Source organism: Infirmifilum lucidum (assembly GCF_014876775.1).
Lineage (GTDB): Archaea > Thermoproteota > Thermoprotei > Thermofilales > Thermofilaceae > Thermofilum > Thermofilum lucidum.
Map to the genome: position 1 here is coordinate 347,011 of NZ_CP062310.1, position 22,250 is coordinate 369,260.

The following is a 22,250-nucleotide window of genomic DNA, read 5'->3' on the forward strand; positions in this document are numbered from 1 at the left end:
GCGACAGCAGTGCTGAAAAAGTTTCTGTAACAACGGTACTTATGCCCCCGCTACTGGTTGGCTAAAGGCATATCTTTGGGTTCAAGGCTATAGCAGTGATGCGGGTGAAAGGCGTAGTCGCGTCTCCTGGCATAGCTATCGGTAAGGCCAATGTGCTTAGGAAAGTAGACGTACTAGCCGTCCCCCTCGAGGCTAGGGCTGTAGACGTGGGAGTGGAGTCCGAGAGGCTCCGGAGGGCTGGAGAGGTGCTCGCTGGAAAGCTCAGTGCCTTGAAGGAGCTCCTCCCGAAGCAGGAGCAGGAGATACTCGAGGCCCAGCAACTCATGCTAGAGTCTCTCGTGTCGGAGGCCCTCGAGCTAGTGTCCCAGGCTGGCTACTCCGCAGCATACGCTGTCAGGAGCGTCTATGAGAAGTATAGCGAGATGCTCAAGCAGGGCAGCGAGCTGTTCGCGCTGCGGGCCCAGGATCTGCGGGATCTAGCGTCGAGGCTCGTAACACTACTACAGGGTGCTGGAGCAGAGCAGTACGGAGCTGGGCTAGAAGTGGCGATTGGAGACGAAGTAGACCCCATAGAGTTCCTCGAGCTCGTAAACCGGGGGCTTAGGGGGCTTGTCACGAAGAGCGGCGGCGTGACGTCACACGTGGCTATACTTGCGAGGCTCAAGGGGGTGCCGTACCTCATCGTGAGTAGCCTCGACCTGGACGCTGTAGCCGAGGGCTCGCAGGTGATCGTCGACGCGTTAGAAGGCTACTTTATCGCAGACCCGTCTGGCAGCGACTTGGAGAAGTACGCTAGGCTTGCCCAGCAGTACAGCAAGCTTCTCGAAGTCTTCGCCAGCGAGGCTAGGCTGGAGGCTCTTACCCTCGACGGCCACCGCGTCAACGTCTACTGCAACGTGGGGAGCTTCGAGGAGCTGCGTATACTCGACCAGTACGGCTGCGAGGGGGTTGGGCTCTTCAGGGTAGAGTTCGCCTACATGGCGCGGTCTACCCCGCCGAGCGAGGAGGAGCTCTACGAGCTCTTCTCGAAGTCTGCACAGCTCATGGGTGGTAAAGCCCTGACGGTCAGGGCGCCGGACATTGGGGGAGACAAGCCTGTCCCGTTCCTGGAGCTCCCGCGCGAGCAGAACCCCCAGCTGGGGCTGAGGGGTGCTAGGCTACTCTTCAAGTACAGGGAGGAACTCCTCCTGCCGCTCGTGAGGGCTCTACTCAGGGCTTCACGCCACGGCAGGCTTAGGCTGATGCTGCCCATGGTTAGTGCGGTAGAAGAGGCTGAAGAGTTCAGGCGAGTAGTCGAGGAGGAGAGGGAGAGGCTCGAGGCCTCAGGGGTGAGCACCGGGAGGCTTGAGCTGGGCGTCATGGTCGAGACGCCTTCTAGTGCGCTCCTCGCGGGGAGCCTAGTCTCGAGGGGCGGTCTCTCCTTCATAAGCTTCGGCACGAACGACCTCACGCAGTACGTCCTGGCTGCAGATAGGGGTAACAGCCTCGTAGCGTACCTCTACGACGAGCTGAGCCCCGCGGTCTTGAGGCTTATAGCCCAGGCTGTTAGGCAGGTCAAGGGTAGGGCCGAGATAGAGGTATGCGGCGAGATGGCTTCGAGGCCCCTAGCGATCCCAGTGCTCCTGGGCCTGGGGGTTGAGAGCCTAAGCGTCGCCCCCCAGTTCGTAGGTAGGGTGAAGTACGTCGTGAGGAGGCTTAGAGTAGAGAACATCAAGAGGGAGGTTGGGGAGCTTCTAGAGTACGCCGAGGGGCCGGGCGACGTCAGGGAGTGGTCCAAGAAAGTCCTCGACGAGAGCGGGGTAGCTGTCTACGAGTAGGGCTACTTGTCCTGCTCCGGGAGGACTTCCAGTAGGAGCTTCGTGAGGTGCTCGATCGCCTTGTCCTCGTCCGGCCCCTCGGCTACAATCTCTATCTCGTCCCCCATGTCTATGCCTAGCGACAACAGCTGGAGTATGTTCTTCGAGTCCGCGGACTTGCCGTTCTTCCTCACAACTATCCTCGAGGAGAAGCTCTTAGCGTTCTGGACGAAGATGGCTGCCGGCCTGGCGTGGAGCCCGCTCTTGTTCACAACCTTCAGCCTGACCTCCCGAGTCATCACAGTAAGGGGACGGTGCAGCCTTAAACGCTTTTCTCAGTAATCTTTAATAGAACTTCATGGAGGGTTTCTACGTTGCTGTCAGTCTCAAGTACCTCCTGACGGCGTGCCTGAGGACGGGATCCGGTATGCGGTAGCCTCCCTCAGTCTTGCTGAGAAGCCCCATGTCTGAGAGGTTTCTAAGTATGTTGCTGAGGGTGTTCCTGGGTATCCTGCCGAGCTCCGCCTCGACGAACCTCAGTATCTCCGACCACCTCGCCTCCCCCCTCTCTGCGACAACTTTCAAGACAGCCGCGTACCTCGGCCTCGCCGCCGCAAACACCCGTAGCGCGTGCTCCAGCTCCTCGTAGGCGAGCCTTGCTGCAGCGCCGAGCACTGCTCTGGGATCCTTTAGCCCTAGCCTGGTATATGAGTAGCCGAAGTAGGCGAGCCAGCCTATGATGCCGTCGAAGAGCTCTAGGGCTTCCTCTATGGCGCTTAGAGGGGGCTCAACGCCCTCCTGCTCGAAGCCTCTGACGAGGAACTCGCGGGCTCTATCCGGACTTAGGGGCTTAAGCCTCACGTTGTAGAGCGGCCTCCCGTAGAGCGGCGCTGAAGGGTCGTTCACCCTCAGGAACTTGTACATCAAGCCGACCTGCGAGCCCGATAGTATCACCCTGACGCCCACGTGGTCGTAGAGGTATGCGAGCAGGTAGTCGAACCTGTACCTAGACCTCCTCAACTCCTGGGCCTCGTCGAAGACCAGAATCCTCCCCTCCAGCGACTCGAGGACTCTAACAAGCGTCCTGTAGTCTCTGCGGCGGAACCTGACGCCGAAGCCCCCGACCTGAACCCCCTCCACGGCCTCTGCTAGCTCTCTAAACCACGGCTTCGAGCTCAACTCGCCCTCGAGGATGTACAGGATGTCGCTCGCAGAGATCATCCCGCTGGGCAACAGCCTGCAGTCGAGGAATACGTAGCTGGCGCCCATGTCATTCAGCGTAGTCAGAATCAGGGAAGTCTTCCCGTACCTCCTGAGCCCTGATACAACTACGAGCTTGGACGCTCCTAGCCCTCTCTTGAGCTCGTCAATCTCCTCCTCCATGTCGAAGAAGTCTTCAACTCTCCTCTTGGGCTCGGGATCGAAGTAGCCCATGAAGTTACCCCCCTAACCAAGTTACCCCCCTAACTAAAATACTTTACCACTGAACACGGGGGTTCTAGGAATCTCCACAGTAGGCAGGAGGCTGGGGAGGGGCGCTACTATCAGTAACGGATTTATCAGGCTATAGTCCCTCAACACTGGGGTGTTGAAGTGAGGCTCGGCAGACTCGTTGGGAGGATTGGGCATATATACCGCATAAGGAGGCGGGTAGGGCACATATATAAGCTGGAGGGGTCTAGGCGTGGCTGTAAGGGTGAAGCTGAGAATAGCCAGTCGTAAGGGCAGAGAAGTCGCTACTTCAGCCCTCGTGAACTCCGGCTTTGAGGCAGAGACCCCTCAACTCTTAGTGCCGAGGAGGGTGGCCTACGAGCTGGGGCTCTGGCCTCCCCCTGTCGAGGCAGTCCTCGTGGAAGTCGGGACTGCAGGCGGCCCCGTTAGAAACTACCTCATACCCAGGGCCGTGCATGTGTATGTGGAGGCAGGAGGGAGGACAGTAGGGCCTGTTGAGGCCGACGTGATGGTGTCTGACCACGAGTACGAGGTCTTGATAAGCGACGTGCTCGGGTCAGAGCTCGGCATAGTGATACTGGATCTCCGGGGCAAGTGGAAGTTCAGCGATGAAGAGGCTGTGAGGGAGACTGAGGAGCCGCAGTACTGGTTCTAGGGAAAATCCGACTACCGTCGCCTGGGCGAGCCCTTGTGGCCGGAAGCCCGCCCTCTAGGCAGGGGATATCACGGGGTACGGCATAGGCTTGAGTCCCACGCCTAGCTCGCTGTTTTGAAACAGGTCTGGGGTCAGGGACGTGGGCGCCTTTAACTTTGTGGTTGGAGCTCCCAACTAGGAGGAGCCGGGTTTCTTCTCCTCTCCCCGCTTCTCTGTCTTCTCAGCCTCCCTAGCTTTTTTCCACGCGAACCCCACCATCATCGCCGCGTACATGTGCAGCTTCCACGCCTCCGGGTACTCCCCGTACTCCATTACGGCCTTCCTCGCGAGGTTCAAGAGCTCGTACGCCTCGTCCAACGAGAGTTCATCCTTCTCACTCTTGTCTAGCAAAACCTTCAACCTCTCCCACTCCTCTTTTGTGAACGGGTTCGACACTGCGAGTCTCATGAGGTTCCTGGCCTCTGTAGCTATCATCTCGGCCGCCTCACGCCTTAGAACACCTTCTGAGACAAAATACTTCATTAGGAACTCTTGGTAGCTAGTGAAAGCGTATGCCAGTCTCTCGATCTTCCCGGCTAGCCTCCCTTCCACGTCTGCTATTCTTTTGTTTAGCCTCCCCTCGACTTCTACGATTCTCTTGTTTAGCTCATCCTTAGCTTCTGCAATCCTCTTATCCAACTTCTCCTCGACGCCTGTTATCCTCTCTCCGAGCCCTGCTATTTTACCCTCGAAGCCCGTTATCCTACTTTCGAGTCCTGTTACCTTGTTCTCAAGTCCTACTACCTTATTTTCAAGTCCTATTATCTTGTTTTCAAGATCCCCGAGTCTTCTGTCTTGCTCTTGGAGCCTGGACTCTATTACCGCGAACTTCTTGCCCATTTGGTAGGAGAGCCTGGAGGCTGTTACGGCAAGGCCCACTAGTGTGGCCGCTGTTGAAGCAATAGTCGTCAAGGCCTCGAGAGACAGCACAGCACCTTTCAATGCTGTATGCTGTGGAGAAGTATATGTATATTCCCACTCTTAGTCCCCTCTTTACTAGCCGCCTCTGGGCCTGGCTGTCCGAATATCTGGAGAACCTCGGAGCCGCCCTTGTCGGGACATTCCAGCGGCGCTTAGAGCTAAGTACGTGTTCTTTATGCCCGCGGGTGTATATGCCCGCAGAGCGCTTCCAACATACACCCGCCTGGTGCTCCACGGAGGGCCGTGAAGCCCAGGTATTTATATAAGCACTCACCTTGGATACTTAACAGGGCACAGGCGGGATGCGGGACGAGGCGCTCAGGTGGCTCAGCGAGGCTGAGTGGGATTACGAGACTGCTACAATACTGCACCGCGAGAGAAGGTACAACGCGGCCGCCTTCTACGCGCACCAGTCAGCTGAGAAAGCCGCGAAGGCCCTCCTCTACTACGTGAATGAGGCGCCTTGGGGCCACAGTATCAGGGTCTTGCTGGAGAGGTATTTCGCGAAGACCGGCATCAACTCTGACCAAGAGCTGCTCTCCTGCGCCAGAGAGCTCGACATTCACTACGTTCCTTCGCGATACCCGAACGCGCACCCGGCTGGGACTCCGCACGAAGCCTATGATGAAGAAATGTCTAGGACAGCCCTCGAAGCCTCTATGAGGATCCTGAACTTCGCGAGGCGGGTCATCCGTGGCGGGCGAGACTGAGTCCCTGGAGGGGCTCGTAAAGCTCCTCGTAGAGAGTTTACCCGTGAAGGCGATAATCCTGTTCGGGTCGCGGGCGCGTGGCGACTGGATTCCGGGCAGCGACTACGACCTGCTAATCATAGCAGACTTTAAGGAAAATTATCTCGCCAGGCTGAGGCGCGTCCTCGAGATCCTCAAGGACGTCAAACTGCCGGTAGAACCACACCCCTATACCCTCGAAGAGGCGCTGAACATGCTCAGCAGGGGCAACCCGCTGATAGTCGACGCTATGGAGGAGGGGAGAGTGTTGTACTCGAGCAGTGAACTGGACGTACTGGTGGGCAAATACCGAGAGCTCAAGGAGAGGGGGCTCGCGAGGACGAGCACTACAATAGTAGTGCCCCCCTGGCAGGACGAGGGCTCTCCAAGCCAGTAGGGCTAAGGAGTGAAACTTGACTTCACTGCTCCAATGCTTGCGACCAAAGCCCTTCTTTAAGTCGGAGATGTTAGAGAAAAGTGTCTGGCTTAGTACTCTCTGGCCACGAGTGGAAAGCCCCAGTAAGTAGCACGCTTAGAGCTCGGCGTGGTGACGCCGGTTCCACGCAGGCGGGGTTCAGCGAGAGATGGGAGAAACAAGGGGCTGCAGGGCTGATTCTGGCTACCGTGCTCAAAGCATTAGTGGCAAACCTTTAACCAGCCTCCCTGTAACCGGGTCTACTCTGAAGCCCATCTGCTCGAGCACCACAACGCCGACAATAGGCGTCGTGCCTTCAGGTCTCCCGATAACAGGGCATTCAGCTATCCTGTCCTCGATCTGTACTATAGCCAGCCCGTATAGCGTGAGCTTAGCCCTCCCCCCGGCTACCTCGCCCTCAACCTCCCTCAAGAAGACCAGGCCTAGTTTCCCAATAATGTCTCTGGGGAGCGCCGGGTAGGTAGCGCCAGTGTCGACTAGAGAGTCGGCCTTAACTCTCCTAACACTAGTTTCTGGGAGCTCGCCGCTAACCCACCTCACGTAGTCAACAGCATTGTAGAATACCGTCTTTACCCTAACGTGTCCCATTACTCAATACAGCCTAAGCAGACCACTATTTTAAACTTTCACACCTGGCAGTGTGTAGTCGACGCCTAGCCCTCGAGTCGGGCTATCGGTTGTAGCAACAATGCTGGCTTCAATCGCAGGAGCATGATGCGTTGCGTGCTCCAGACGTCCTATAGGAGGGGCATTAGGTATATTAGCTGTCGAGGCGGGTATTAGAGCGATGCTTCAAGGCGTTGTGCCTGCCGCCGGCGAGGGCTCCAGGCTGAGACCCATAACGTTCTCTGTGCCCAAGCACCTCATCCCCTTACTCGGGAAAACTCTAATCGAGCGCGTCATCAGCGACCTCGCCTCGGCCGGCGTGAGGGATATTGCCGTTGTAGTCGGCTACCTGGGCTACATGATCCGCGAAGCCCTCGGGGAGGGCTCCAACAGCGGCGTTAGGCTGAGTTACGTCGTGCAGGAGAGGAGGCTCGGCATAGCCCACGCCGTGTTCAGGGCTCTAGAGGAGGGCTTCCTCAAGGGGCCCTTCATAGTCTACCTCGGCGACAACCTACTCGCGGAGGGCGTGGCGAAGTACCTGGAGGCTTTCCTGGAGGGCGAGAGCGACGTACACATCCTGCTGAGCAGGGTTAGAGACCCATCCAGGTTCGGGGTAGCAGTAGTCAGGGACGGCGTGGTCGTGAGGCTCGTCGAGAAGCCTAGAGAGCCTGTATCCGACCTCGCACTCGTGGGGGTCTACATGTTCAGAGACCCCGACCTGTATGCAAGGGCTTTCAAGAGCCTGAAGCCGTCGTGGAGGGGGGAGTACGAGATAACAGACCTCATACAGTGGTTCATTGACAGCGGCTACAGGGTTACGTACGGCTTCGTCGAGAAGTGGTGGAAAGACGTTGGGACGCCTGAGAGCCTCCTTGAGGCTGTTAGCCTGCTCCTCGACAGCGTCGAGAGCAGGTTTAGAGGGGAAGTCACCGGCGACGTAAACGGGAGAGTTATAGTCGAGGAGGGCGCGGTAGTCGAGGGCAGAGTGTATGGCCCTGCCTACATCGGCAGGGGTGCATACGTGTCTAGAGGCTCAGTCGTGGAGAGCTACACGTCGCTTGAAGCCGGAACGAGGGTCGAGAGCGGCTCCCTGGCCAGGAGCCTTGTCCTCGAGAGAGCCCTCCTCGACACCAGGAGGCTTAGGCTTGTCAACAGCATCGTCGGGAGGGAGAGCGTCGTGAAGTGTTCAAGAGAGCTGTACGGCGATTTCAGAGTCGTTATATCAGACTACAGCTACGTCGAGTTGTAGGTGGAGTTGATGAGGGTTCTAGTTCTAGGCGGTGCAGGGTTCATAGGGAGCAACTTCGTGAGGCACCTCGTCTCCCAGGGGTACACTGTGGCAGTCTACGACGCGCTCACCTACGCTGGGAGGCTCGAGAACATAACAGACCTGGTAGAGGGGGGCAGGGTGGTTTTCCAGAGGGGCGACTTGTGCGACGAGGAGCTCCTGGGGGACTTTGTGAAGAGGTTTGAGCCAGAGCTCCTCGTAAACTTCATCGCCGAGAGCCACGTTGACAAGTCAATAAATGAGCCCTCAAGGTTTATCAGGACGAACATCGTGTGCCACCACATACTCCTGGAGATCCTGCGGAGGCTCGACAAACCCCTGCTCCACGTGTCGACAGACGAGGTATATGGGGATCTCCCCGAGGGGGTCTACGCTGACGAGCTCTACCCCCTCAACCCTAGCAGCCCGTACTCTGCTTCGAAGGCAGGCTTCGACCTCATGCTCAAGGCTTACGGCAGGACGTACGGGCTCAAGTACCTGGTAGTCAGGCCTAGCAATAACTACGGCCCCAGGCAACACCCTGAGAAGCTGATACCGAGGACTGTGATAAGGCTCGTGCTCGGCCTGAAGGCTACAATATACGGTGACGGCTCGCAGGTCAGGGACTGGCTATACGTCGAGGACAACTGCAGGGCCATTGAACTCGTCATGAAGAAGGGCTCCGCGGGGAGCATATACAACATATGTGCAGGCGAGTACGCGACGGTGAAGGATGTTGTCTCGAAGGTAGCTCTCCTCATGGGGAGAGAGCCGTCAGAGTGGGTCGTCCACGTCAGGGGGAGGCCGGGCGAGGACAGGAGGTACGCCATGAAGTGCGAGAGGATCAGGGAGCTCGGGTGGAGGCCCCTCGTCAGCCTCGAAGAAGGACTGGCCAGGACTATCGACTGGTACAAGTCCAACGAGTGGTGGTGGAGGCCCCTCGTCGACGAGTACGTCCTCCGCGACGAGCCATGGGTGGCCCGGAGATGAGGGTGCTTGTTACAGGCGGAGCCGGGCTCCTCGGCTACTGGGTTGCCAGAATCTTCGCGGATAGGGGCTCCCAGGTCTACTCTACATTCCACGAGAAGAAGCCCCCGGATATTGAGGGGGTGGAGTGGCTCCACGTCAACCTGGAGGAGCGGGACTCTGTGGCCAGGGCAGTACAGTTTAGTAGGCCTGAGGTAGTCGTCCACACCGCCGCCTACACGGACGTCGATGGGTGCGAGGTCGACAGGGGGAGGGCCTACAGGGTCAACGTGCTGGGCACCAGGGCTATTGCGAGGCTGTGCAGGGACGTAGGCTTTAAACTCATCTACGTGTCAACAGACTACGTGTTCGACGGGTCTAGAGGCTTCTACAGCGAGGAGGACACGCCCAGCCCAGTGAACTACTACGGCCTGACGAAACTCCTGGGGGAAGAGGCAGTGCTTTCCGCCTGTGAGGGCCCTGTCGTCGTCCGGGTGAGCGGGCTCTATGGCTACTCCCCTGCGGGCAAGAGGAACTTCGGCTTCAACGTCTACGAGGCCCTGTCAAAGGGCCTGGAAGTGAGGGCCTTCTCAGACCAGTACCTCTCCCCCACGTACGTCGTCGAGCTTGCAAAGTCCCTCGAGAGGCTGGCTAGAGCAGATTTCTCGGGCGTACTCCACCTGGCGGGCGAGAGGATGTCCAGGTACGAGTTCGCACTACTAGTCGCCAGGACTGGGGGCTTCAGCGAAGAACGAGTCAGGCCTACAAGCCTGAAAGACGCGAAACTCACTGCCAGGAGACCTGTAGACAGTAGCCTGAACACGGAGAAGGCCAGGGCGCTGGGCCTTTCACTACCAGCTACTAGTGAGTGTGTAAGAATGTTCGTAGAGGACATGAAGAGGTGGCTCGGCTAGTGCCCATAAAGTCCGCCAGGAGGCTCGCTATACCAGATGTGATCCTAGTCGAGAACGCCATCTTCCCCGACGACAGGGGGTTCTTTACAGAGCTCTACAAGAGGACAGACTCCCTCGCCCACGGCATACCCTATGACTTCGTCCAGGTCAACTTGAGCTTCTCCAGGCGCGGCGTCGTGAGAGGCCTTCACTACCAGTTAAAACCCTTCGAGCAGGGCAAACTCGTCACAGTGGTAAGCGGCAGAGTCCTAGACGTAGCTGTAGACGTCAGGAAGGGGTCGCCGTGGTTCGGGAAACACGTCGTAGCGGAGCTCTACCCCGGCTTCGCCCTGTGGATCCCACCAGGCTTCGCGCACGGCTTCCAAGCCTTGGAGGATACCTACCTCTTATACCTGGTCACCAAGGAGTACAACAGGGAGGCAGAGAGGTGCATAAGGTGGGACGACTCAGAGCTGGGCATACAGTGGCCCCTGAGAGAGGAGGTAATTGTGAGCGAAAAAGACTCAAAATGCCCTCTCCTGAAGGAAGCCGAGACAAACTTCAACTACCCCATCTAAACCACTGGTTACACGGCAAGTAAGCATCCCGTGTCAGAGTACCGTTCATAGCCGGTACCCCATTCGCCAGAGGCCAGAGCCCTGTTAGCCTTAGGAAGCCTACTCGCCAGCACCACCCGTAAATCATCGCCGACGTTGAACCGCCGAGAAACATAGCCAGGGTCATACAGTCTTGTACGCTCTACTTTACCACATTGCAGGGTCGACTCCACCCCCAGCCTCTTCACGGCAGCCACACCAAGCGTCGGTTGCATACAGGGCACGTTTATCAGAAGACTTTGGGAAAGTTCATCCGTAAAATTTATATAGAGGGTGTTTAAAGTGTGGGTGTGGGAGTGGTAGTGGGAAGAGTGAAAATTGACAGTAAGTGGAGAGTTGTGCTACCTAGAGAAGTCAGGGAAGGGTTAAAGCCCGGCGACGAGGTTGTTGTCGAGCGTCTGGGGAGCACTATTGTCATGAGGAAGGCCAGTAGGGAGGAGCTTGTCAGGAAGTTCGAGGAGTTGAAGCTGTACGCGGGCAGGGGCGAGAACTGGGACGCTGAGGTAGGCAAGCACAGGTTTGGCGGTGTGAAGCATTGAGAGTCATCGACGCTGACATACTCTCGTACGCCCTACTCGAGAACCACATAGCAACACCCTACGCGAGGCCCATTCTTGTTAGAGCCCTCAAGGGAGAGCTTGAGGCCTATGTCCTCGACACAACCCTACTCGAGGCCTACCACACGCTGTACTGGTACTATAGAGTGCGCCCGCGCAGCGCCGTACTGGAGAAGCTGAGAATAGTAGCCGAGGGGCTAAACATCCTCTGCGCCTCCCCGCGGGGCCTGCTACTGGCCCTAGAGGAGGGCGTCCCCCCGGGAGACGGCCTCCTCGTCGCAACAGCGCTCCAGAACAGAATCCCCATCGTTGTCTCGGACGATAAGCACGTGAAAAGGCTTGCCGGGAAATACGGCCTGATATACGAGAACCCCATCCCAGAGGACGTCAAGGAGAAGATGGGCAAAGCTAACAGCCTACCTTAGCATCCCCTCCCGCCAGCTACTTGCCTCCTCCTGGGTGCGAGAGGAAAAGGGCTGATGGAGGCCCTGCCCAAAAGTTACGAGAAATTTTCGACATCTCGAAGGGCCTCGCGTCGTGGAGGTAACGCGGTGCAGACACCTTCTATCCCCCTCGAGCGGTATTCTAACTACGTCGACCTCTAGCTCAAGCGCCTCGAGTGCCGTGACGCTGGGCAAGCACCTGAGAAGGAGCTGGCTATAGTGTTTAGGACGATGAGTGCGACGTTTGCTTATGACGTAGGCGCGGGCCTGCTGAAAGGTTTTTTAATTTTTAGCGGTATGTCCATTGTATGAGGGAGGAGGCCGTTAGGTGGTTTGAACAGTGTTTGGCTGATTTGAGCACAGCCGAGGATTTGCTAAGGACGGCGCACTACTACGCGGCGGCGTTTTACTCCCAACAGGCCGCCGAGAAGGCGCTTAAGGCCCTCTTAATAGCTAGTGGAAAGGCGGTTAGAACTCATGACCTAGTCGAGATGCTGGACATTATTGAACGCGAGTTAAGAGTCAGCGTAGACGAAATTAGGGCTGACGCAAGCAAGCTGACCATACACTACGTCGTGTCGCGGTACCCAGACGCGGCGAACGCTGTGCCGGCTAGGATTTATAGTAGGGAGGACGCCGAGGACTTATTGAGGAGGGCTAGTAGGGTGGTTGAATGGGTAAGGCGGCATCTGCAGTGAAGAGCCAGGCGGCCATGTTGAAAAGGGCTAAGGCGTTCGTGGAGAAGTTGAAGGAAGAGTTCAAGATCGAGGAGGTCTACGTCGTGGGCTCCAGGGCTAGGGGCGACTACCTGGAGGACAGCGACATAGACCTAGTGATCATCTGCGACGAGATGAAGGGAGTTAGGTACATCGACAGGCTCAACATGATGTCCAAGTACCTAGAACCCGGCGTCGAGTTCCTCGTGCTCACGCGGGAGGAGTGGGAGAAGTCCACGTCGCCCTACATGCTCGAGATGAAGAAGGAAGCCAGGAGGCTGGACGACCTCCTGAGAGACTTGTCCTCTCAGCCCTAGGGTCGCCGCCGACAGCATAATCCTTGTGGTAACACTGTTCTCAATAGCCCAATCATTTCCGAGGAGAACAGAGCCCTTCTCAGCAGCCCAAGATAGCTCTGGATATAGTGTTTAGGACAATGAGTAGCTCGCTTAAGAAAAAGATGCTCGAGTTGCTGGAGAGGGACGTCGAGTTTAGGTACGCGGTGGCGGGGTACCTCGGCGTACTGGAGGTGCTGAAGAGGCTGGACAGCCTGGGGGAGGGGCAGGCCAAGATATGGGAGAACTTGAACAAACTGTGGGAGAACACGAATAAGCTATGGGAGGAAGTGAAGGCTTTGAGAGAAGACCAAAAGAAGCTGTGGGAGGAGCAGGGGAAGTTGAGAGACGATATTGGTAGGTTAGACAGGCATTTAGCCGCGTTGGGCGCTAGGTGGGGTATTATGATTGAGGGGGCTTTCAGAGAGGGCTTAAAGGGGCTGTTAAGCAGGGAGTTTGGAGCTAGTGTCGAAAAGTGGGAGTACATCGACAGGGAGGGCTACGTCTACGGCCGTGAAGCACCCGTTGAGGTCGGTATTGTCGTATCTGGTGGAAAAGTCATTGTAGTTGAGATCTCAGCGCACGTGAAGGCCTCCGACGTGCCGATATTCAAGAGAAAAGCTGAACTTTACGAGAAGGTTACTGGCAGGAAAGTTTCCAAGCTAGTGTTCGTCACGCCCTTCATCGACGACTACGCGAAACAGCTATGCCTAGCCTACGGGATAGAAGTTTATACAGCAGTCTAAACAGAGAACGGTTCAGAAGATTTGCCATCTTTAACACCTGGAGAACTACAGTAGAGAGCTAGAGGGGATCCACCCTGAACATAGCCATTACGGCCTCGTGTAACCTCTGAACCCGCTCGCCCCTGCCGGCACTACTTTGCCGACACGTGCCTGGATATTTCCAGCAGTACCTGGTGGATGCTAGACAGGAGCTTGTACAGGTCGTCGATCCTCTTACTCACTTCATCGATCCGCCTGCTAAACTCAACCGCCAGTGCATCGATCCTCTTGTTAGTCTCATCGACCCTCTTACTCACCTCATCTATCCGCTTGCCGAACTCGACGGTCAGAGCATCGATGCGCTTGTTGGTCTCGTCGATCCTCCTGCTGACCTCGCCCATCTGCCTGCTAAACTCAGCGGTTACAGCGTCGATGCGCTTGTTGGTCTCGTCGATCCTCCTGCTGACCTCGCCCATCTGCCTGCTAAACTCAACCGCCAGTGCATCGATCCTCTTGTTAGTCTCATCGACCCTCTTACTCACCTCATCTATCCGCTTGCCGAACTCGACGGTCAGAGCGTCGATGCGCTTGTTGGTCTCGTCGATCCTCCTGCTGACCTCGCCTATCTCGGCCCTCAACCGCGCCACTTCCTCCCTAACCTCTGCCCTTAATGCCCTCTGCTCCTCGACAATAGTGCCGAGGTACAGGAGGAAGATGTCCTCTGTGCTGAGCTTCTTACCCTCCTTAAGCTTGTCGACAACAGCCCTGACTGCCTCACTCAACGCAGCCGATACAACAGGCTCCACAACCAAACTCCTCCAAGGGGATATAAATGCCTAGCCCTGAAACTGCGGGCTACGGCCAACTTTCGATTGTAATAGCATTAGTAGCTCTGCCTCCCTGAGCGACCCCCTAACCACGTCGACCTCTAGCCCAAACGCCTCGAGCGCCGTGACGCCGAGCACGACTATTTCGTCCACCTCACCAAAGACCACGGGCACTGTCCTACGCCTGCCCATGAGCACAACTCCGGCCTCGCCGACGTCCCTCTCCACGTAGCCTCCGAAAGCCCTGAACCTCCTCCTCTCCAGGGGCTTCACGCCCAGCTTATCGAGTACCGACCTCGGTACCACCGTGTATATGACCCCAGTGTCTACTAAGCCCTCAACCTCAACCACGTCCCCCGGGTTCACGGGGTTATACACCCCAAACCTAACCCTTATGAAGCCCATCATCTCCAGTACCCGTGGTTCGCATATAAGGGCTTCTACGACTAAAAGCCAAGGTAGAACCTTAAAGGACTCTAACTATGCGTTTCAAGCTTTATACACGTCACTGACTTACCCAGCAAACGCCGTCGTCAGCTTTAGTAATATTAGAATATTGGGGGTTGAAAAAAGGTCTATGGATTATGAGGAAAAGCCTTCGGTTGTTGGGAAGCAAGAAGAAGATACCTATGTGTTGACGTTGTTAACTCCTGAAGTTATTGATGAGTTGATTTAGAGGTGTGAGTAACAGTTTTGAAGATAAAGGTTAAGGTATGTTATGGAAGACTAATGAACCTGTCCAATAAGGTTACATCCCCAATAAACTAGCAAGCCAGGCCGCTGCGAAATAGTCAAAACAGGCCTAGAGCAGGTAGAGCTCCGTCTTCTCCAGCTCCCCCGTCCTCGGATTGATCCTCAGCCCAAGCCTTTCCAGTGCCGTTACCCCGAGCAATGCGTCGATACCCTCTGGCAGCTTGAGGTCATCCCACACCTCCACGTCCCCGTATACGACGAGTCCCATAACCTCGATCTCCCCGCCCCCAAACCTAACCTTAACAAGCCTACCATCGGGCAACCTTCTCAGCCTCTCGTGCCTCAACTCAATACCCAAGCCCTCAATTGCCCTAGACGCCGTGATCAAATCGCCGTAAAACCCAGTATCGACTAAGGCCCTAAGCACAGCCTCGCGAGAGACACCGCGAACCTTAACCTCGACAACTACAGAGCCCATTGAGCAGCGGACGTGAACCCAGGATTTAAATCCTATCACACAGAGACTACCACAGTCGCGCCCGGCCTTGTCCACGCGGCTATGTCACAGTCGGGTCTCCTGAGACCCCGTTGCCAAATAAATAGCCTCTCAACGGCCTCCACTACCTCCTCGACAATGGGCAACACCCATCCCGTAGAGGACACGCCCAAATCCCCATAGGAGCCTCCTCAAGCCCAGTCTGGCACACTATAGCCACGGCGTCGAGGACATTCTGCAGGAAGGCGTAGAGCTCCTACCTGAGCGCCTCGCTCCTGGGCGGGTTCAAGCCCCTAGCCCTCCTGGCGCTGTTCAAGGCCTCGGCCAAAACCGCCTTTACCTCCACGGCTCAAAACTCCACGTGTCCTTTTATTTCCCTTGCTACCACCTGCCAGCGAACGTCACCGAGGCGCCCTTACAACTGCTCGTCCTCTGAGCCGGGAGAGGTGAGTGCGCCCGGAAAACTTGGTAGTAAAGGGGGTTACTGTCCCCTAATAGGGCGTTAAGAGGATCCAGGCCCCACGTACGATGGACTCAGGTACTCGCTTCTCAACCCTTCCTCAACGGCTACTTCGTGCAAGCGTTTGTCTCCGGTCATGAAATGTGCGGCGTTGACGTACTTAGCACTAGCTATCTGCAGGGCGTCGGCCTCGTATATGTGGTGTTTTTCGAGGAGCTTCCAGCTCTCCTTGAGGACGCCGATCTTCAACGGGATTACTAGGGCAAGACCCAGCTTTACCATCCTCCTGGCCTCGAGCACGAACCTCCTCCTGGCCAACTCGTAAGCCTCGCCGCTTAGCCTGCCAGAGGCCCTGGCGCGGTCTAGAGCGCCCAGGACTTCGCCGATATTCCATACACTGTAGGATAGAACTAGCTCCCCGGAGTAGGCCTTCAGGAAGACCTCCCTGACTCTACTGCTCCCAGGCTCCCTGACGTACCTCTTCAACACGGCACTGCTGTCAAGATACACTACCTGACCTACCATCCCTCAAAACCCTGACCAGCTCGCTTACTAAGCCGCTTGGCTCCACTGGTTCAAAATCTACCTCATAGTCCTCGGAGCTGACTAGCTCCGATACCGCCCTGAGAAGAGCCTCGCCGAGCAACTCGTCCCTGATAACGTCCTCGAGGAGCCTACTCACCTCCACGCCCCTGCTCCTCGCGTATCTCTTGAAGCTCTCCCATAGCTCCCTATCCACGTAGATGCTGGTCTTTGCCTTAGCCACCTCCACCACCTCCTATACCAATAATACCGATGAAAGTATAAAAAGTTGTCCAAGTAAAGCTAGTAGCTTGCCCCCGAGTTAGACGGCCTTACCGCTATACGGAGATTTTGATAAAAATAGCAACACTCTTCACTTGAGGAATGATAAAATGCGCAGACAAGCTAGAACGTTAAACGGCGAGTAACGCCCCCGTCTTCCCAAGCTGCCTTGTTACCGGGTCTACCTCGAGCCTGAGACCCTCCAGCGCGTCTACTCCGAGAACCTCCGCATCGCCCTCTTCCGCGAAGACCACTACCCGCGTCGCCTTCTCCCCCATACACTCCACCCCTAAACCTCCACCTAGTCACGGGCTTCACGCCTATAGCCTCCAAGCGGCTACGCTTGACCCAGGTATAACTCGAGCCAGTGTCTACAACTAACTCGAGGCCCATGCAAGCCTTCACATCACTGGGGTTGCATATCCTCACATTAGCTATAGTGTGGCCTAGGAGCATGCACCCGTGTAGAGTTATACCCGCTAATTCTAAAGCTTTCCCCCGCGTGGCATGCTGCCTACAGTGCTATAGATCCCCGACCCCCCAAGCCCGAGTTGCCGGGAGTACCGGTACAAAGCAGATAGCTCGGCTGAGCCCTCGACAGCCCTAGACGATGCTACAGGAGTTTAACAGCGCCTATGTTTTCCGTGCCCATGAGCGCCTTAAAGGACATTAGTTTAGAAGAGGCGCCCTTAAACGCGAGAATGCCCGGCTAATTGTTAAACTTCAGGGCATCCCGGGCTAGGAACACGTACATTAGAAGTTCCTTATAAAGCCACGACTCAGAGGAATGCCTGAGGCTCAATAAAAACTTTTTAACTTTTGAGTCTGGATTCCTCGGAGTTAAAGTGGGGCGTGTATACTTAATTCCCGTGGCTTCACCGTTGCACGACCCCCAAGCAGTTAACGAGGTCTTAAACCAGTATGTGGGAGCCCTTGGAAAACACGTTGATAAAGTCTCTAAGATCGTGACTTCTGAAGGAGAACTAAGCAACGTAGGCGTAACCGGCGAAGACCTAGCCCTAGTCGCCGTGCTGACGGGCGGCAGTGAAAACTTGATAGTTAGGGTGTCTGACCTCGCCGGCTATACAGTGCTATTACCCCACAAGACTATGAATAGCTTGCCAGCCTCTCTAGAGGCGTACGCCACGCTAACCGCGTCAGGCAAGCGGTCTTCGCTAATCGTAGAGTGGCCTCCGAGCGGCAAAGTCCTCGACTTCATTAATGCCTGGAGAGCCGCGTCAAGGCTCTCCAGCTTGAAGTTAGGGCTTATCGGAGAGCCCTCGCCTTGGCTGACCTACAGCTCGGGAACCGAAGTTGAGAGCAGGCTGAAAGAGCTCTTCAGCAACATGGAGTTCGTCAGGGTAGATCTCGAGAAACTCTACGAAGAGGCGGGCAGGGTTCCCGACTCAGAAGTTCCAAGTCTAGTTGAGAACGTGTTTAGAGGTGCTACGAGGAGCTCCGTAGCTAGGGAAGAGCTCGTGAAACCTCTCAAGATATACCTAGCTTTAAAGAGCATAATTAGTAGCTACGGGCTAGACGCTATAACGATAAGGTGCTTCGACGTGATTAAAGAGCTAAAGACCACCGCCTGCCTGCCGCTAGCCCTATTGAACTCCGAGGGCTTCACCGCAGGATGTGAAGGCGATCTACCGGCAGTCGTAACAATGTACCTAGCTTCTAAGCTAAGCAACGCGCCTGTCTTCATGGGCAACTTAGCCTGGGCTGAAGGCAATGAAGTTCTAATGGCCCACTGCACCATAGCCTTAAAGCTTACCAGCGCTTACGAGCTAAAAACGCACTTCGAGTCCGGCCTAGGCGTAGGCATAGCTGGTCTCATACCCGAAGGCTCTAGAGTAACTATGGCCAGGTTAGACCCCATAACTAAGACCTTGAGGTTCGCCGTGGGCACGGTAACTTCAGGAGTTCCTTCAAGCACTCAACACTGCAGGACTCAAGTTAGGATAAGACTTGACGCTGACTCGAAGAACTTAACAGAGCATCCTATAGGTAACCACTACGTTCTAGCGTTCAAGGACATTTCGGACAGGCTCAGATACGTCGCTGAAATACTTGGTTTAGCTGCCGATTGATGTATCAGTGTAATAGCCCCCCCCCATCAACGTCTCCTAAAAGTCATTAAAGTCATTCCAGCAAATTCGCTTGACCAAACTTTCTAAAAAGCAACGTCCAATAAAAGACTGGCTAGTACGTTTCCCTAGTAAGCTTCGACGTCAGAAGCCTACCCGCACGCCTGCTCGCCAAGGCCCTGACGAGGTTCACGGAGGTAGACCTTGCGAGCCCGTCCTCGAATATCTTCCTGAGCAGGAGCCCCGCCCACGCGCCGGCCGGGATCCTGTAGGGCACCCTAATCCCGGCGCTCTCCACCAGCCTGTTCAGCCTCATGGCGTACTCCAGGGCCGGCTCGCACTTCAGCTCCTCCGCCAGCCTCCTGGTCTCTCCCGTGGCCCACTTCTTGACCGTGTAGTAGTCGTTCAGCGTGTACAGCTTCTCCTTGTAGACGGCGTGGGCCGCCGCCACCAGTGCCTCGGCATACGTGCTCAGGCTCCTCACCTCCACGCCGCCATACTCCGCCAGGCCCGCGTGCTCCAGGAGCCTCTGGCCGTCCATCAGTATGGCACCGCCCAGGCTCGGGTGCACGTACAAGTCCACTACAGACCCGCCCCTCACCAAGGTCACGCAGTAGGGGTCTTTGACGGCAACCTCAAAGCCCAGGCTGATAAGCCGCTTGGCTGCTTGGACAGCCTGGCCCGCCCTGACGAGGAGGTCTACGTCTGCCGGGACGTACGCTACGGGCTTAACGAGCTTGAAGAAAGCGTAGTCAAGGCCCCTTAAAGCCCCCGCAATGAGCTGGACAGTCCTCACCCTCTCCTTCAGGCTATTCTCCTGCGCCTCCCTCAAATGGTTCTGGACGTTTAAAGCCCTTAAAACGTGGAGGAGGATCTTATTCCTCCTGGCGTGCTCAATAAGGACATCCAGGTCGCCCAGCCGGACACCCCTACCCTCCAGCACGGCGATCAAAGCCTCCTCAACACCTCTCTTCTCTCTATCATCAGCATGTTTCCAAGTACTTATACTCATCTACTCATCATATAAGTAGAAGTCTCCTTTGTAATACATGAGCCTCCCTAATATCTCCTATTTAATTAATAAATCTTTTAGACCCTTAAGGAAAACATATAATGCCTCTCTGAAGGATTTCCTCTTCAAAATATAATTTGCCAATGTTCGTTCTTTGATAGCTAAAGCCATAGCTATCAAATTTAATTCTTTCTCACTTAATTCATTATAAAATGCTGAACACATCGCATGCAATGTCTTTATTTCTCTATCTATACTGAAAATAAATTTATCGAAGGAAAAATCCTTTGAAAAGGTTAAGTTCGAGTCATGAGCTCTATAAAAAGGAGAAGTTTCTTCTACATATTTTGTTCGAAATTTTTTTAGACAAACAAAACCTAACAACCAATCTTCGTAAATCCAATCGTAATATCTTGAAGTTAGATATCTATATGAGATATCTATATAATAATTGGCTACTTTTCTAGAAATTAAAATACTACTTATATCTATATAATTACCTTTGATTATCTTTTCAGGTTTAAGATAATCCTTTGGTACTCGTACTAGCTTTCCGATTACAACGCCATTCTTATCAAATACTGTAGGATTTGTGAAGCAACAGTCATAATTAACGCAATTTTCAACCATCTTTGAAATATAGTTAGAGGGATATATGTTGTCATAATCTAAGAAAAAAATTAGGTCACCGGAGGCTAATTCTAAACCTTTTAACATAGCTCTATAGGCGGACATATGTCTATGAACATAAATTTTTAAATCGATATTTTTAGATTGAAACTTGAAATTTTTAAGCCTTTCCAGGATTTCATCAGTTTCAGACCCACGATCATAAAGTAATAACGTTTCTATCTTACCTTTAAAATCTTGTGAGTCAATTGATTGAAGTGCATCGAATACATAGTTATTTGGATTATAAGTTCTTATAATAATTGAAATTTTCTGAAAATCACCTTCCATTATTAATCACCCTGAATTACTATATATTATCTTTGGCTTTTATAAATAAGTAACTTTGAATGGTAAAGCCAAAGCATATCTTCACATTAGCTATGGTGTGGTTTAACGATGAACACCTAATATAAAAATCGCATTTACAACTTTTAAAGCTTTCCATACTCTTCCCTCATACGACACATTCTATCTGCCGGTTCAATTCTGTAGCATATTCTAGGGCTGGCTTATATTTTAGCTCCTCTGCCAATCTTATGGTTTCACTTGTAGCCCATTTTTTGACAGTATAATAATCATTTAGTGTGTATAACTTTTCCTTGTATATAGCGTGAGCAGCCGCTATTAGGGCTTCAGCATAAGCGCTCAAGCTTCTTATCTCTATACCCTCATATTCCATTAAGCTCGTATGCTCTAAGAGCTTTTGACCGTCCAATAATATGGCACCACCTAAGCTTGGATGCACATATAAGTCTACTATAGACTCGCCCCTTACCAAAGTTATACAATAGGGATCTTTAACTACAACCTTATAGCCTAAACTAATAAGCTGCTTAGCCGCATAAACAGCTTGACTCGCCTTGATAAGAAGGTCTATATCTGCTGGAACATACACTACAGGCTTAACAAGCTTAAAGAAAGCATAATCATAACCCTTTAAAACCTTTGTGATGAGCTGAACTGTCCTTACTCTCTCCTTTAGACTATTCTCCTGTAACTCTCTCAAAGAATTTTGAATGTTTAACACCCTTAAAATCTGAAGAAGAACCTTATTCTTATTGGCATATTCAATGAGAACTTCTAGGTTATTTAACTGAACATTCTTACCATCCAACATAGCAATCAAAACCCCCTCAACACTATCCATCGAACCCACTTTAGCAAAAACAAGAGTTTAGAAGGGAAAATTCAAGCAGAGATGCTGAAAACCTACTAGCCATCTATATATTACCCAACGACTTTCCCAACTTATGAACACTGCTTTACTAAGTCATATAAGATTCTAGCAGACTCCGCTACAGTCTTTCCCGTCGTATCTATTACTTGTGCATTTATAGCTTTAGCTATTTTATCGTACAGCTCAAGCTGCTTAACTATGAACCCAGAACCCACATCATTCCTCCTCTTAGCCAGCTCGGCTTCAGACGCCCTCACATAAACTTTAACACTCGCCTTCTCCGACAACGCTAACAGGAACCTCGCCTCCAAACTCCTCAAATAGCTTACGTCTCTTGTAGTAAGTGAAACCCAGACTATGAAGTCAGGCAAATACCTCTCAGCTATCACACAATAGCCGAGCAATCTGGGCAAAATAAACCTTGAAAGAATAACTGGGATAACGGACGCGAACTCCAAGAGCTGCCACAACCTCCTCATCTTCCGGGGAATAGAAATATTGTAGTACGGGTTGTCGCGGCCCCTAAAAGCCCAAAACCTGGACAGAAAAACGGCAAGCAAGGAGGCGAGCGTGTGGGTGCCCCTCATCCAGGAAACTCTAACCCTAAAACCCCTCCGGGTAAGCACTTCAGCGAGAACCCTGGCCAAACTACTCTTACCAGAGCCATCGGGGCCAAAAAGGCAAATTATCATATTCCACCATCTTGTTACCTATTCCTTTAGCAGCCAATAACACAAAGACTTCAAAACAGACTGTCAAAGAATGAGGTCTTCAGTTTGTAAAGACGTAGAGACTGCATGCCTTCATATCTGACCATTTCAAAGCATTAGTGATATACCCAAACTATTCAGGAGAAATATTTCTAGCGCT

Annotated in this window: 31 protein-coding genes; 14 read left to right on the forward strand and 17 right to left on the reverse strand. The window is 53.9% G+C overall.

The window, feature by feature from the left end:
• Positions 1-104: 104 nt before the first annotated feature.
• Positions 105-1,817 carry a phosphoenolpyruvate--protein phosphotransferase gene (gene ptsP / locus IG193_RS01900; protein ID WP_192819212.1) on the forward strand — a complete coding sequence of 571 codons (1,713 nt, stop codon included), beginning with the start codon at positions 105-107 and terminating at the stop codon, positions 1,815-1,817.
• Between the two features lie 2 nt (positions 1,818-1,819).
• On the opposite strand, the gene IG193_RS01905 is transcribed toward ptsP, so the two are convergent.
• The 3 genes from IG193_RS01905 to IG193_RS01915 all read right to left on the reverse strand — a co-directional run bounded on the left by IG193_RS01905 (position 1,820) and on the right by IG193_RS01915 (position 3,425).
• Positions 1,820-2,095, reverse strand: coding sequence for an HPr family phosphocarrier protein (locus tag IG193_RS01905; RefSeq protein ID WP_192819213.1), 276 nt, complete (start codon positions 2,093-2,095; stop codon positions 1,820-1,822).
• A gap of 70 nt (positions 2,096-2,165) precedes the next feature.
• Entirely contained in the window at positions 2,166-3,230 is a 1,065-nt protein-coding gene (locus IG193_RS01910; protein ID WP_192819214.1) for an AAA family ATPase, read from the reverse strand.
• Between the two features lie 33 nt (positions 3,231-3,263).
• On the reverse strand, positions 3,264-3,425 hold the full coding sequence (locus tag IG193_RS01915; RefSeq protein ID WP_192819215.1) for a hypothetical protein: 162 nt from the start codon (positions 3,423-3,425) through the stop codon (positions 3,264-3,266).
• A 55-nt stretch (positions 3,426-3,480) separates the two neighbouring features.
• On the opposite strand from IG193_RS01915, the gene IG193_RS01920 reads away from it, so the two are divergent.
• Entirely contained in the window at positions 3,481-3,903 is a 423-nt protein-coding gene (locus tag IG193_RS01920) for a pepsin/retropepsin-like aspartic protease family protein (protein WP_192819216.1), read from the forward strand.
• A gap of 174 nt (positions 3,904-4,077) precedes the next feature.
• On the opposite strand, the gene IG193_RS01925 is transcribed toward IG193_RS01920, so the two are convergent.
• Positions 4,078-4,884, reverse strand: coding sequence for a hypothetical protein (locus tag IG193_RS01925; RefSeq protein ID WP_192819217.1), 807 nt, complete (start codon positions 4,882-4,884; stop codon positions 4,078-4,080).
• 281 nt (positions 4,885-5,165) lie between these two features.
• On the opposite strand from IG193_RS01925, the gene IG193_RS01930 reads away from it, so the two are divergent.
• Together IG193_RS01930 and IG193_RS01935 are read left to right on the forward strand one after the other, a co-directional pair.
• Positions 5,166-5,573, forward strand: a complete 408-nt coding sequence (locus IG193_RS01930) for a HEPN domain-containing protein (protein WP_192819218.1) — start codon at positions 5,166-5,168, stop codon at positions 5,571-5,573.
• Entirely contained in the window at positions 5,557-5,988 is a 432-nt protein-coding gene (locus tag IG193_RS01935) for a nucleotidyltransferase domain-containing protein (protein ID WP_192819219.1), read from the forward strand. The genes IG193_RS01930 and IG193_RS01935 overlap by 17 nt, the downstream gene beginning before the upstream one ends.
• Before the next feature lie 231 nt (positions 5,989-6,219).
• Here IG193_RS01935 and IG193_RS01940 read toward each other — a convergent pair whose 3' ends face one another.
• Complete coding sequence (locus tag IG193_RS01940) at positions 6,220-6,615, reverse strand: hypothetical protein (RefSeq protein ID WP_192819220.1); 396 nt, start codon at positions 6,613-6,615, stop codon at positions 6,220-6,222.
• A gap of 199 nt (positions 6,616-6,814) precedes the next feature.
• Between IG193_RS01940 and IG193_RS01945 the strand changes: the two genes are divergently transcribed.
• From IG193_RS01945 to rfbC, 4 genes are read left to right on the forward strand one after another with little or no spacing between them, the layout of a single operon-like run.
• Positions 6,815-7,882 (forward strand): glucose-1-phosphate thymidylyltransferase, encoded by a 1,068-nt coding sequence (locus IG193_RS01945; RefSeq protein WP_192819221.1) that lies wholly within the window; start codon positions 6,815-6,817, stop codon positions 7,880-7,882.
• 9 nt (positions 7,883-7,891) lie between these two features.
• The gene (gene rfbB, locus IG193_RS01950) at positions 7,892-8,890 is read left to right on the forward strand and encodes a dTDP-glucose 4,6-dehydratase (RefSeq protein WP_192819222.1); all 999 of its coding nucleotides are present in this window, start codon (positions 7,892-7,894) and stop codon (positions 8,888-8,890) included.
• Positions 8,887-9,780, forward strand: coding sequence for a dTDP-4-dehydrorhamnose reductase (rfbD, locus tag IG193_RS01955; RefSeq protein WP_192819223.1), 894 nt, complete (start codon positions 8,887-8,889; stop codon positions 9,778-9,780). The genes rfbB and rfbD overlap by 4 nt, the downstream gene beginning before the upstream one ends.
• A complete protein-coding gene (gene rfbC, locus IG193_RS01960) occupies positions 9,780-10,337 on the forward strand; it encodes a dTDP-4-dehydrorhamnose 3,5-epimerase (RefSeq protein ID WP_192819224.1) in 558 nt (185 codons plus the stop codon). The genes rfbD and rfbC overlap by 1 nt, the downstream gene beginning before the upstream one ends.
• An 8-nt stretch (positions 10,338-10,345) precedes the next feature.
• Here rfbC and IG193_RS01965 read toward each other — a convergent pair whose 3' ends face one another.
• Complete coding sequence (locus tag IG193_RS01965; protein WP_192819225.1) at positions 10,346-10,591, reverse strand: hypothetical protein; 246 nt, start codon at positions 10,589-10,591, stop codon at positions 10,346-10,348.
• A gap of 75 nt (positions 10,592-10,666) precedes the next feature.
• On the opposite strand from IG193_RS01965, the gene IG193_RS01970 reads away from it, so the two are divergent.
• The 5 genes from IG193_RS01970 to IG193_RS01990 all read left to right on the forward strand — a co-directional run bounded on the left by IG193_RS01970 (position 10,667) and on the right by IG193_RS01990 (position 13,173).
• Positions 10,667-10,915 (forward strand): AbrB/MazE/SpoVT family DNA-binding domain-containing protein, encoded by a 249-nt coding sequence (locus tag IG193_RS01970; protein WP_192819226.1) that lies wholly within the window; start codon positions 10,667-10,669, stop codon positions 10,913-10,915.
• Positions 10,912-11,358 (forward strand): type II toxin-antitoxin system VapC family toxin, encoded by a 447-nt coding sequence (locus tag IG193_RS01975; protein WP_192819227.1) that lies wholly within the window; start codon positions 10,912-10,914, stop codon positions 11,356-11,358. Before IG193_RS01970 ends, IG193_RS01975 begins: the two co-directional genes overlap by 4 nt.
• Before the next feature lie 326 nt (positions 11,359-11,684).
• Positions 11,685-12,074 (forward strand): HEPN domain-containing protein, encoded by a 390-nt coding sequence (locus tag IG193_RS01980; protein WP_192819228.1) that lies wholly within the window; start codon positions 11,685-11,687, stop codon positions 12,072-12,074.
• Positions 12,050-12,409 carry a nucleotidyltransferase domain-containing protein gene (locus IG193_RS01985; protein WP_192819229.1) on the forward strand — a complete coding sequence of 120 codons (360 nt, stop codon included), beginning with the start codon at positions 12,050-12,052 and terminating at the stop codon, positions 12,407-12,409. The genes IG193_RS01980 and IG193_RS01985 overlap by 25 nt, the downstream gene beginning before the upstream one ends.
• A gap of 119 nt (positions 12,410-12,528) precedes the next feature.
• Positions 12,529-13,173: a PD-(D/E)XK nuclease family protein gene (locus tag IG193_RS01990; RefSeq protein WP_192819230.1), complete on the forward strand. Its 645-nt coding sequence runs from the start codon at positions 12,529-12,531 to the stop codon at positions 13,171-13,173.
• 131 nt (positions 13,174-13,304) lie between these two features.
• Here the strand turns inward: IG193_RS01990 and IG193_RS01995 are convergent, their stop codons facing one another.
• The 7 genes from IG193_RS01995 to IG193_RS09165 form a co-directional block, all read right to left on the reverse strand.
• Positions 13,305-13,958 carry a hypothetical protein gene (locus IG193_RS01995; protein ID WP_192819231.1) on the reverse strand — a complete coding sequence of 218 codons (654 nt, stop codon included), beginning with the start codon at positions 13,956-13,958 and terminating at the stop codon, positions 13,305-13,307.
• Positions 13,959-13,988: 30 nt separating this feature from the next.
• Positions 13,989-14,387 carry a hypothetical protein gene (locus IG193_RS02000; protein WP_225876104.1) on the reverse strand — a complete coding sequence of 133 codons (399 nt, stop codon included), beginning with the start codon at positions 14,385-14,387 and terminating at the stop codon, positions 13,989-13,991.
• A gap of 394 nt (positions 14,388-14,781) precedes the next feature.
• The gene (locus IG193_RS02005) at positions 14,782-15,150 is read right to left on the reverse strand and encodes a hypothetical protein (protein WP_192819232.1); all 369 of its coding nucleotides are present in this window, start codon (positions 15,148-15,150) and stop codon (positions 14,782-14,784) included.
• A 35-nt stretch (positions 15,151-15,185) separates the two neighbouring features.
• On the reverse strand, positions 15,186-15,335 hold the full coding sequence (locus IG193_RS02010; RefSeq protein WP_192819233.1) for a hypothetical protein: 150 nt from the start codon (positions 15,333-15,335) through the stop codon (positions 15,186-15,188).
• A gap of 335 nt (positions 15,336-15,670) precedes the next feature.
• Positions 15,671-16,153 (reverse strand): type II toxin-antitoxin system VapC family toxin, encoded by a 483-nt coding sequence (locus IG193_RS02015; RefSeq protein ID WP_192819234.1) that lies wholly within the window; start codon positions 16,151-16,153, stop codon positions 15,671-15,673.
• On the reverse strand, positions 16,128-16,400 hold the full coding sequence (locus tag IG193_RS02020; RefSeq protein ID WP_192819235.1) for a hypothetical protein: 273 nt from the start codon (positions 16,398-16,400) through the stop codon (positions 16,128-16,130). The genes IG193_RS02015 and IG193_RS02020 overlap by 26 nt, the downstream gene beginning before the upstream one ends.
• Before the next feature lie 163 nt (positions 16,401-16,563).
• Entirely contained in the window at positions 16,564-16,710 is a 147-nt protein-coding gene (locus IG193_RS09165; RefSeq protein ID WP_225876105.1) for a hypothetical protein, read from the reverse strand.
• A 567-nt stretch (positions 16,711-17,277) separates the two neighbouring features.
• Here IG193_RS09165 and IG193_RS02030 point away from each other — a divergent pair.
• On the forward strand, positions 17,278-18,522 hold the full coding sequence (locus IG193_RS02030; RefSeq protein WP_192819236.1) for a hypothetical protein: 1,245 nt from the start codon (positions 17,278-17,280) through the stop codon (positions 18,520-18,522).
• Between the two features lie 112 nt (positions 18,523-18,634).
• Here IG193_RS02030 and IG193_RS02035 read toward each other — a convergent pair whose 3' ends face one another.
• From IG193_RS02035 to IG193_RS02050, 4 genes are all read right to left on the reverse strand, one after another.
• The gene (locus IG193_RS02035; protein WP_192819237.1) at positions 18,635-19,531 is read right to left on the reverse strand and encodes a nucleotidyltransferase family protein; all 897 of its coding nucleotides are present in this window, start codon (positions 19,529-19,531) and stop codon (positions 18,635-18,637) included.
• Between the two features lie 57 nt (positions 19,532-19,588).
• Positions 19,589-20,491: a glycosyltransferase gene (locus IG193_RS02040; RefSeq protein WP_192819238.1), complete on the reverse strand. Its 903-nt coding sequence runs from the start codon at positions 20,489-20,491 to the stop codon at positions 19,589-19,591.
• Positions 20,492-20,657: 166 nt separating this feature from the next.
• The gene (locus IG193_RS02045) at positions 20,658-21,350 is read right to left on the reverse strand and encodes a nucleotidyltransferase family protein (protein ID WP_192819239.1); all 693 of its coding nucleotides are present in this window, start codon (positions 21,348-21,350) and stop codon (positions 20,658-20,660) included.
• A 101-nt stretch (positions 21,351-21,451) separates the two neighbouring features.
• Positions 21,452-22,072 carry a (d)CMP kinase gene (locus IG193_RS02050; RefSeq protein ID WP_192819240.1) on the reverse strand — a complete coding sequence of 207 codons (621 nt, stop codon included), beginning with the start codon at positions 22,070-22,072 and terminating at the stop codon, positions 21,452-21,454.
• Positions 22,073-22,250: the final 178 nt, after the last annotated feature.

Excerpts from the sequence above, each read along its gene's own strand:
- IG193_RS01940 (WP_192819220.1), bottom strand. The coding sequence starts at position 6,615 with ATGGGACACGTTAGGGTAAAGACGGTATTCTACAATGCTGTTGACTAC.
- IG193_RS01965 (WP_192819225.1), bottom strand. The coding sequence starts at position 10,591 with ATGCAACCGACGCTTGGTGTGGCTGCCGTGAAGAGGCTGGGGGTGGAG.
- IG193_RS01910 (WP_192819214.1), bottom strand. The coding sequence starts at position 3,230 with ATGGGCTACTTCGATCCCGAGCCCAAGAGGAGAGTTGAAGACTTCTTC.
- IG193_RS01985 (WP_192819229.1), top strand. The coding sequence starts at position 12,050 with ATGGGTAAGGCGGCATCTGCAGTGAAGAGCCAGGCGGCCATGTTGAAA.
- IG193_RS01930 (WP_192819218.1), top strand. The coding sequence starts at position 5,166 with ATGCGGGACGAGGCGCTCAGGTGGCTCAGCGAGGCTGAGTGGGATTAC.
- IG193_RS02015 (WP_192819234.1), bottom strand. The coding sequence starts at position 16,153 with ATGGTAGGTCAGGTAGTGTATCTTGACAGCAGTGCCGTGTTGAAGAGG.
- IG193_RS01945 (WP_192819221.1), top strand. The coding sequence starts at position 6,815 with ATGCTTCAAGGCGTTGTGCCTGCCGCCGGCGAGGGCTCCAGGCTGAGA.
- IG193_RS02000 (WP_225876104.1), bottom strand. The coding sequence starts at position 14,387 with ATGATGGGCTTCATAAGGGTTAGGTTTGGGGTGTATAACCCCGTGAAC.
- IG193_RS01990 (WP_192819230.1), top strand. The coding sequence starts at position 12,529 with ATGAGTAGCTCGCTTAAGAAAAAGATGCTCGAGTTGCTGGAGAGGGAC.
- IG193_RS02045 (WP_192819239.1), bottom strand. The coding sequence starts at position 21,350 with ATGGATAGTGTTGAGGGGGTTTTGATTGCTATGTTGGATGGTAAGAAT.
- IG193_RS02040 (WP_192819238.1), bottom strand. The coding sequence starts at position 20,491 with ATGGAAGGTGATTTTCAGAAAATTTCAATTATTATAAGAACTTATAAT.
- IG193_RS02035 (WP_192819237.1), bottom strand. The coding sequence starts at position 19,531 with ATGAGTATAAGTACTTGGAAACATGCTGATGATAGAGAGAAGAGAGGT.
- IG193_RS01980 (WP_192819228.1), top strand. The coding sequence starts at position 11,685 with ATGAGGGAGGAGGCCGTTAGGTGGTTTGAACAGTGTTTGGCTGATTTG.
- IG193_RS02050 (WP_192819240.1), bottom strand. The coding sequence starts at position 22,072 with ATGATAATTTGCCTTTTTGGCCCCGATGGCTCTGGTAAGAGTAGTTTG.
- IG193_RS01905 (WP_192819213.1), bottom strand. The coding sequence starts at position 2,095 with ATGACTCGGGAGGTCAGGCTGAAGGTTGTGAACAAGAGCGGGCTCCAC.
- rfbB (WP_192819222.1), top strand. The coding sequence starts at position 7,892 with ATGAGGGTTCTAGTTCTAGGCGGTGCAGGGTTCATAGGGAGCAACTTC.
- IG193_RS09165 (WP_225876105.1), bottom strand. The coding sequence starts at position 16,710 with ATGGGGGAGAAGGCGACGCGGGTAGTGGTCTTCGCGGAAGAGGGCGAT.
- rfbD (WP_192819223.1), top strand. The coding sequence starts at position 8,887 with ATGAGGGTGCTTGTTACAGGCGGAGCCGGGCTCCTCGGCTACTGGGTT.
- IG193_RS02005 (WP_192819232.1), bottom strand. The coding sequence starts at position 15,150 with ATGGGCTCTGTAGTTGTCGAGGTTAAGGTTCGCGGTGTCTCTCGCGAG.
- IG193_RS01915 (WP_192819215.1), bottom strand. The coding sequence starts at position 3,425 with ATGCCCAATCCTCCCAACGAGTCTGCCGAGCCTCACTTCAACACCCCA.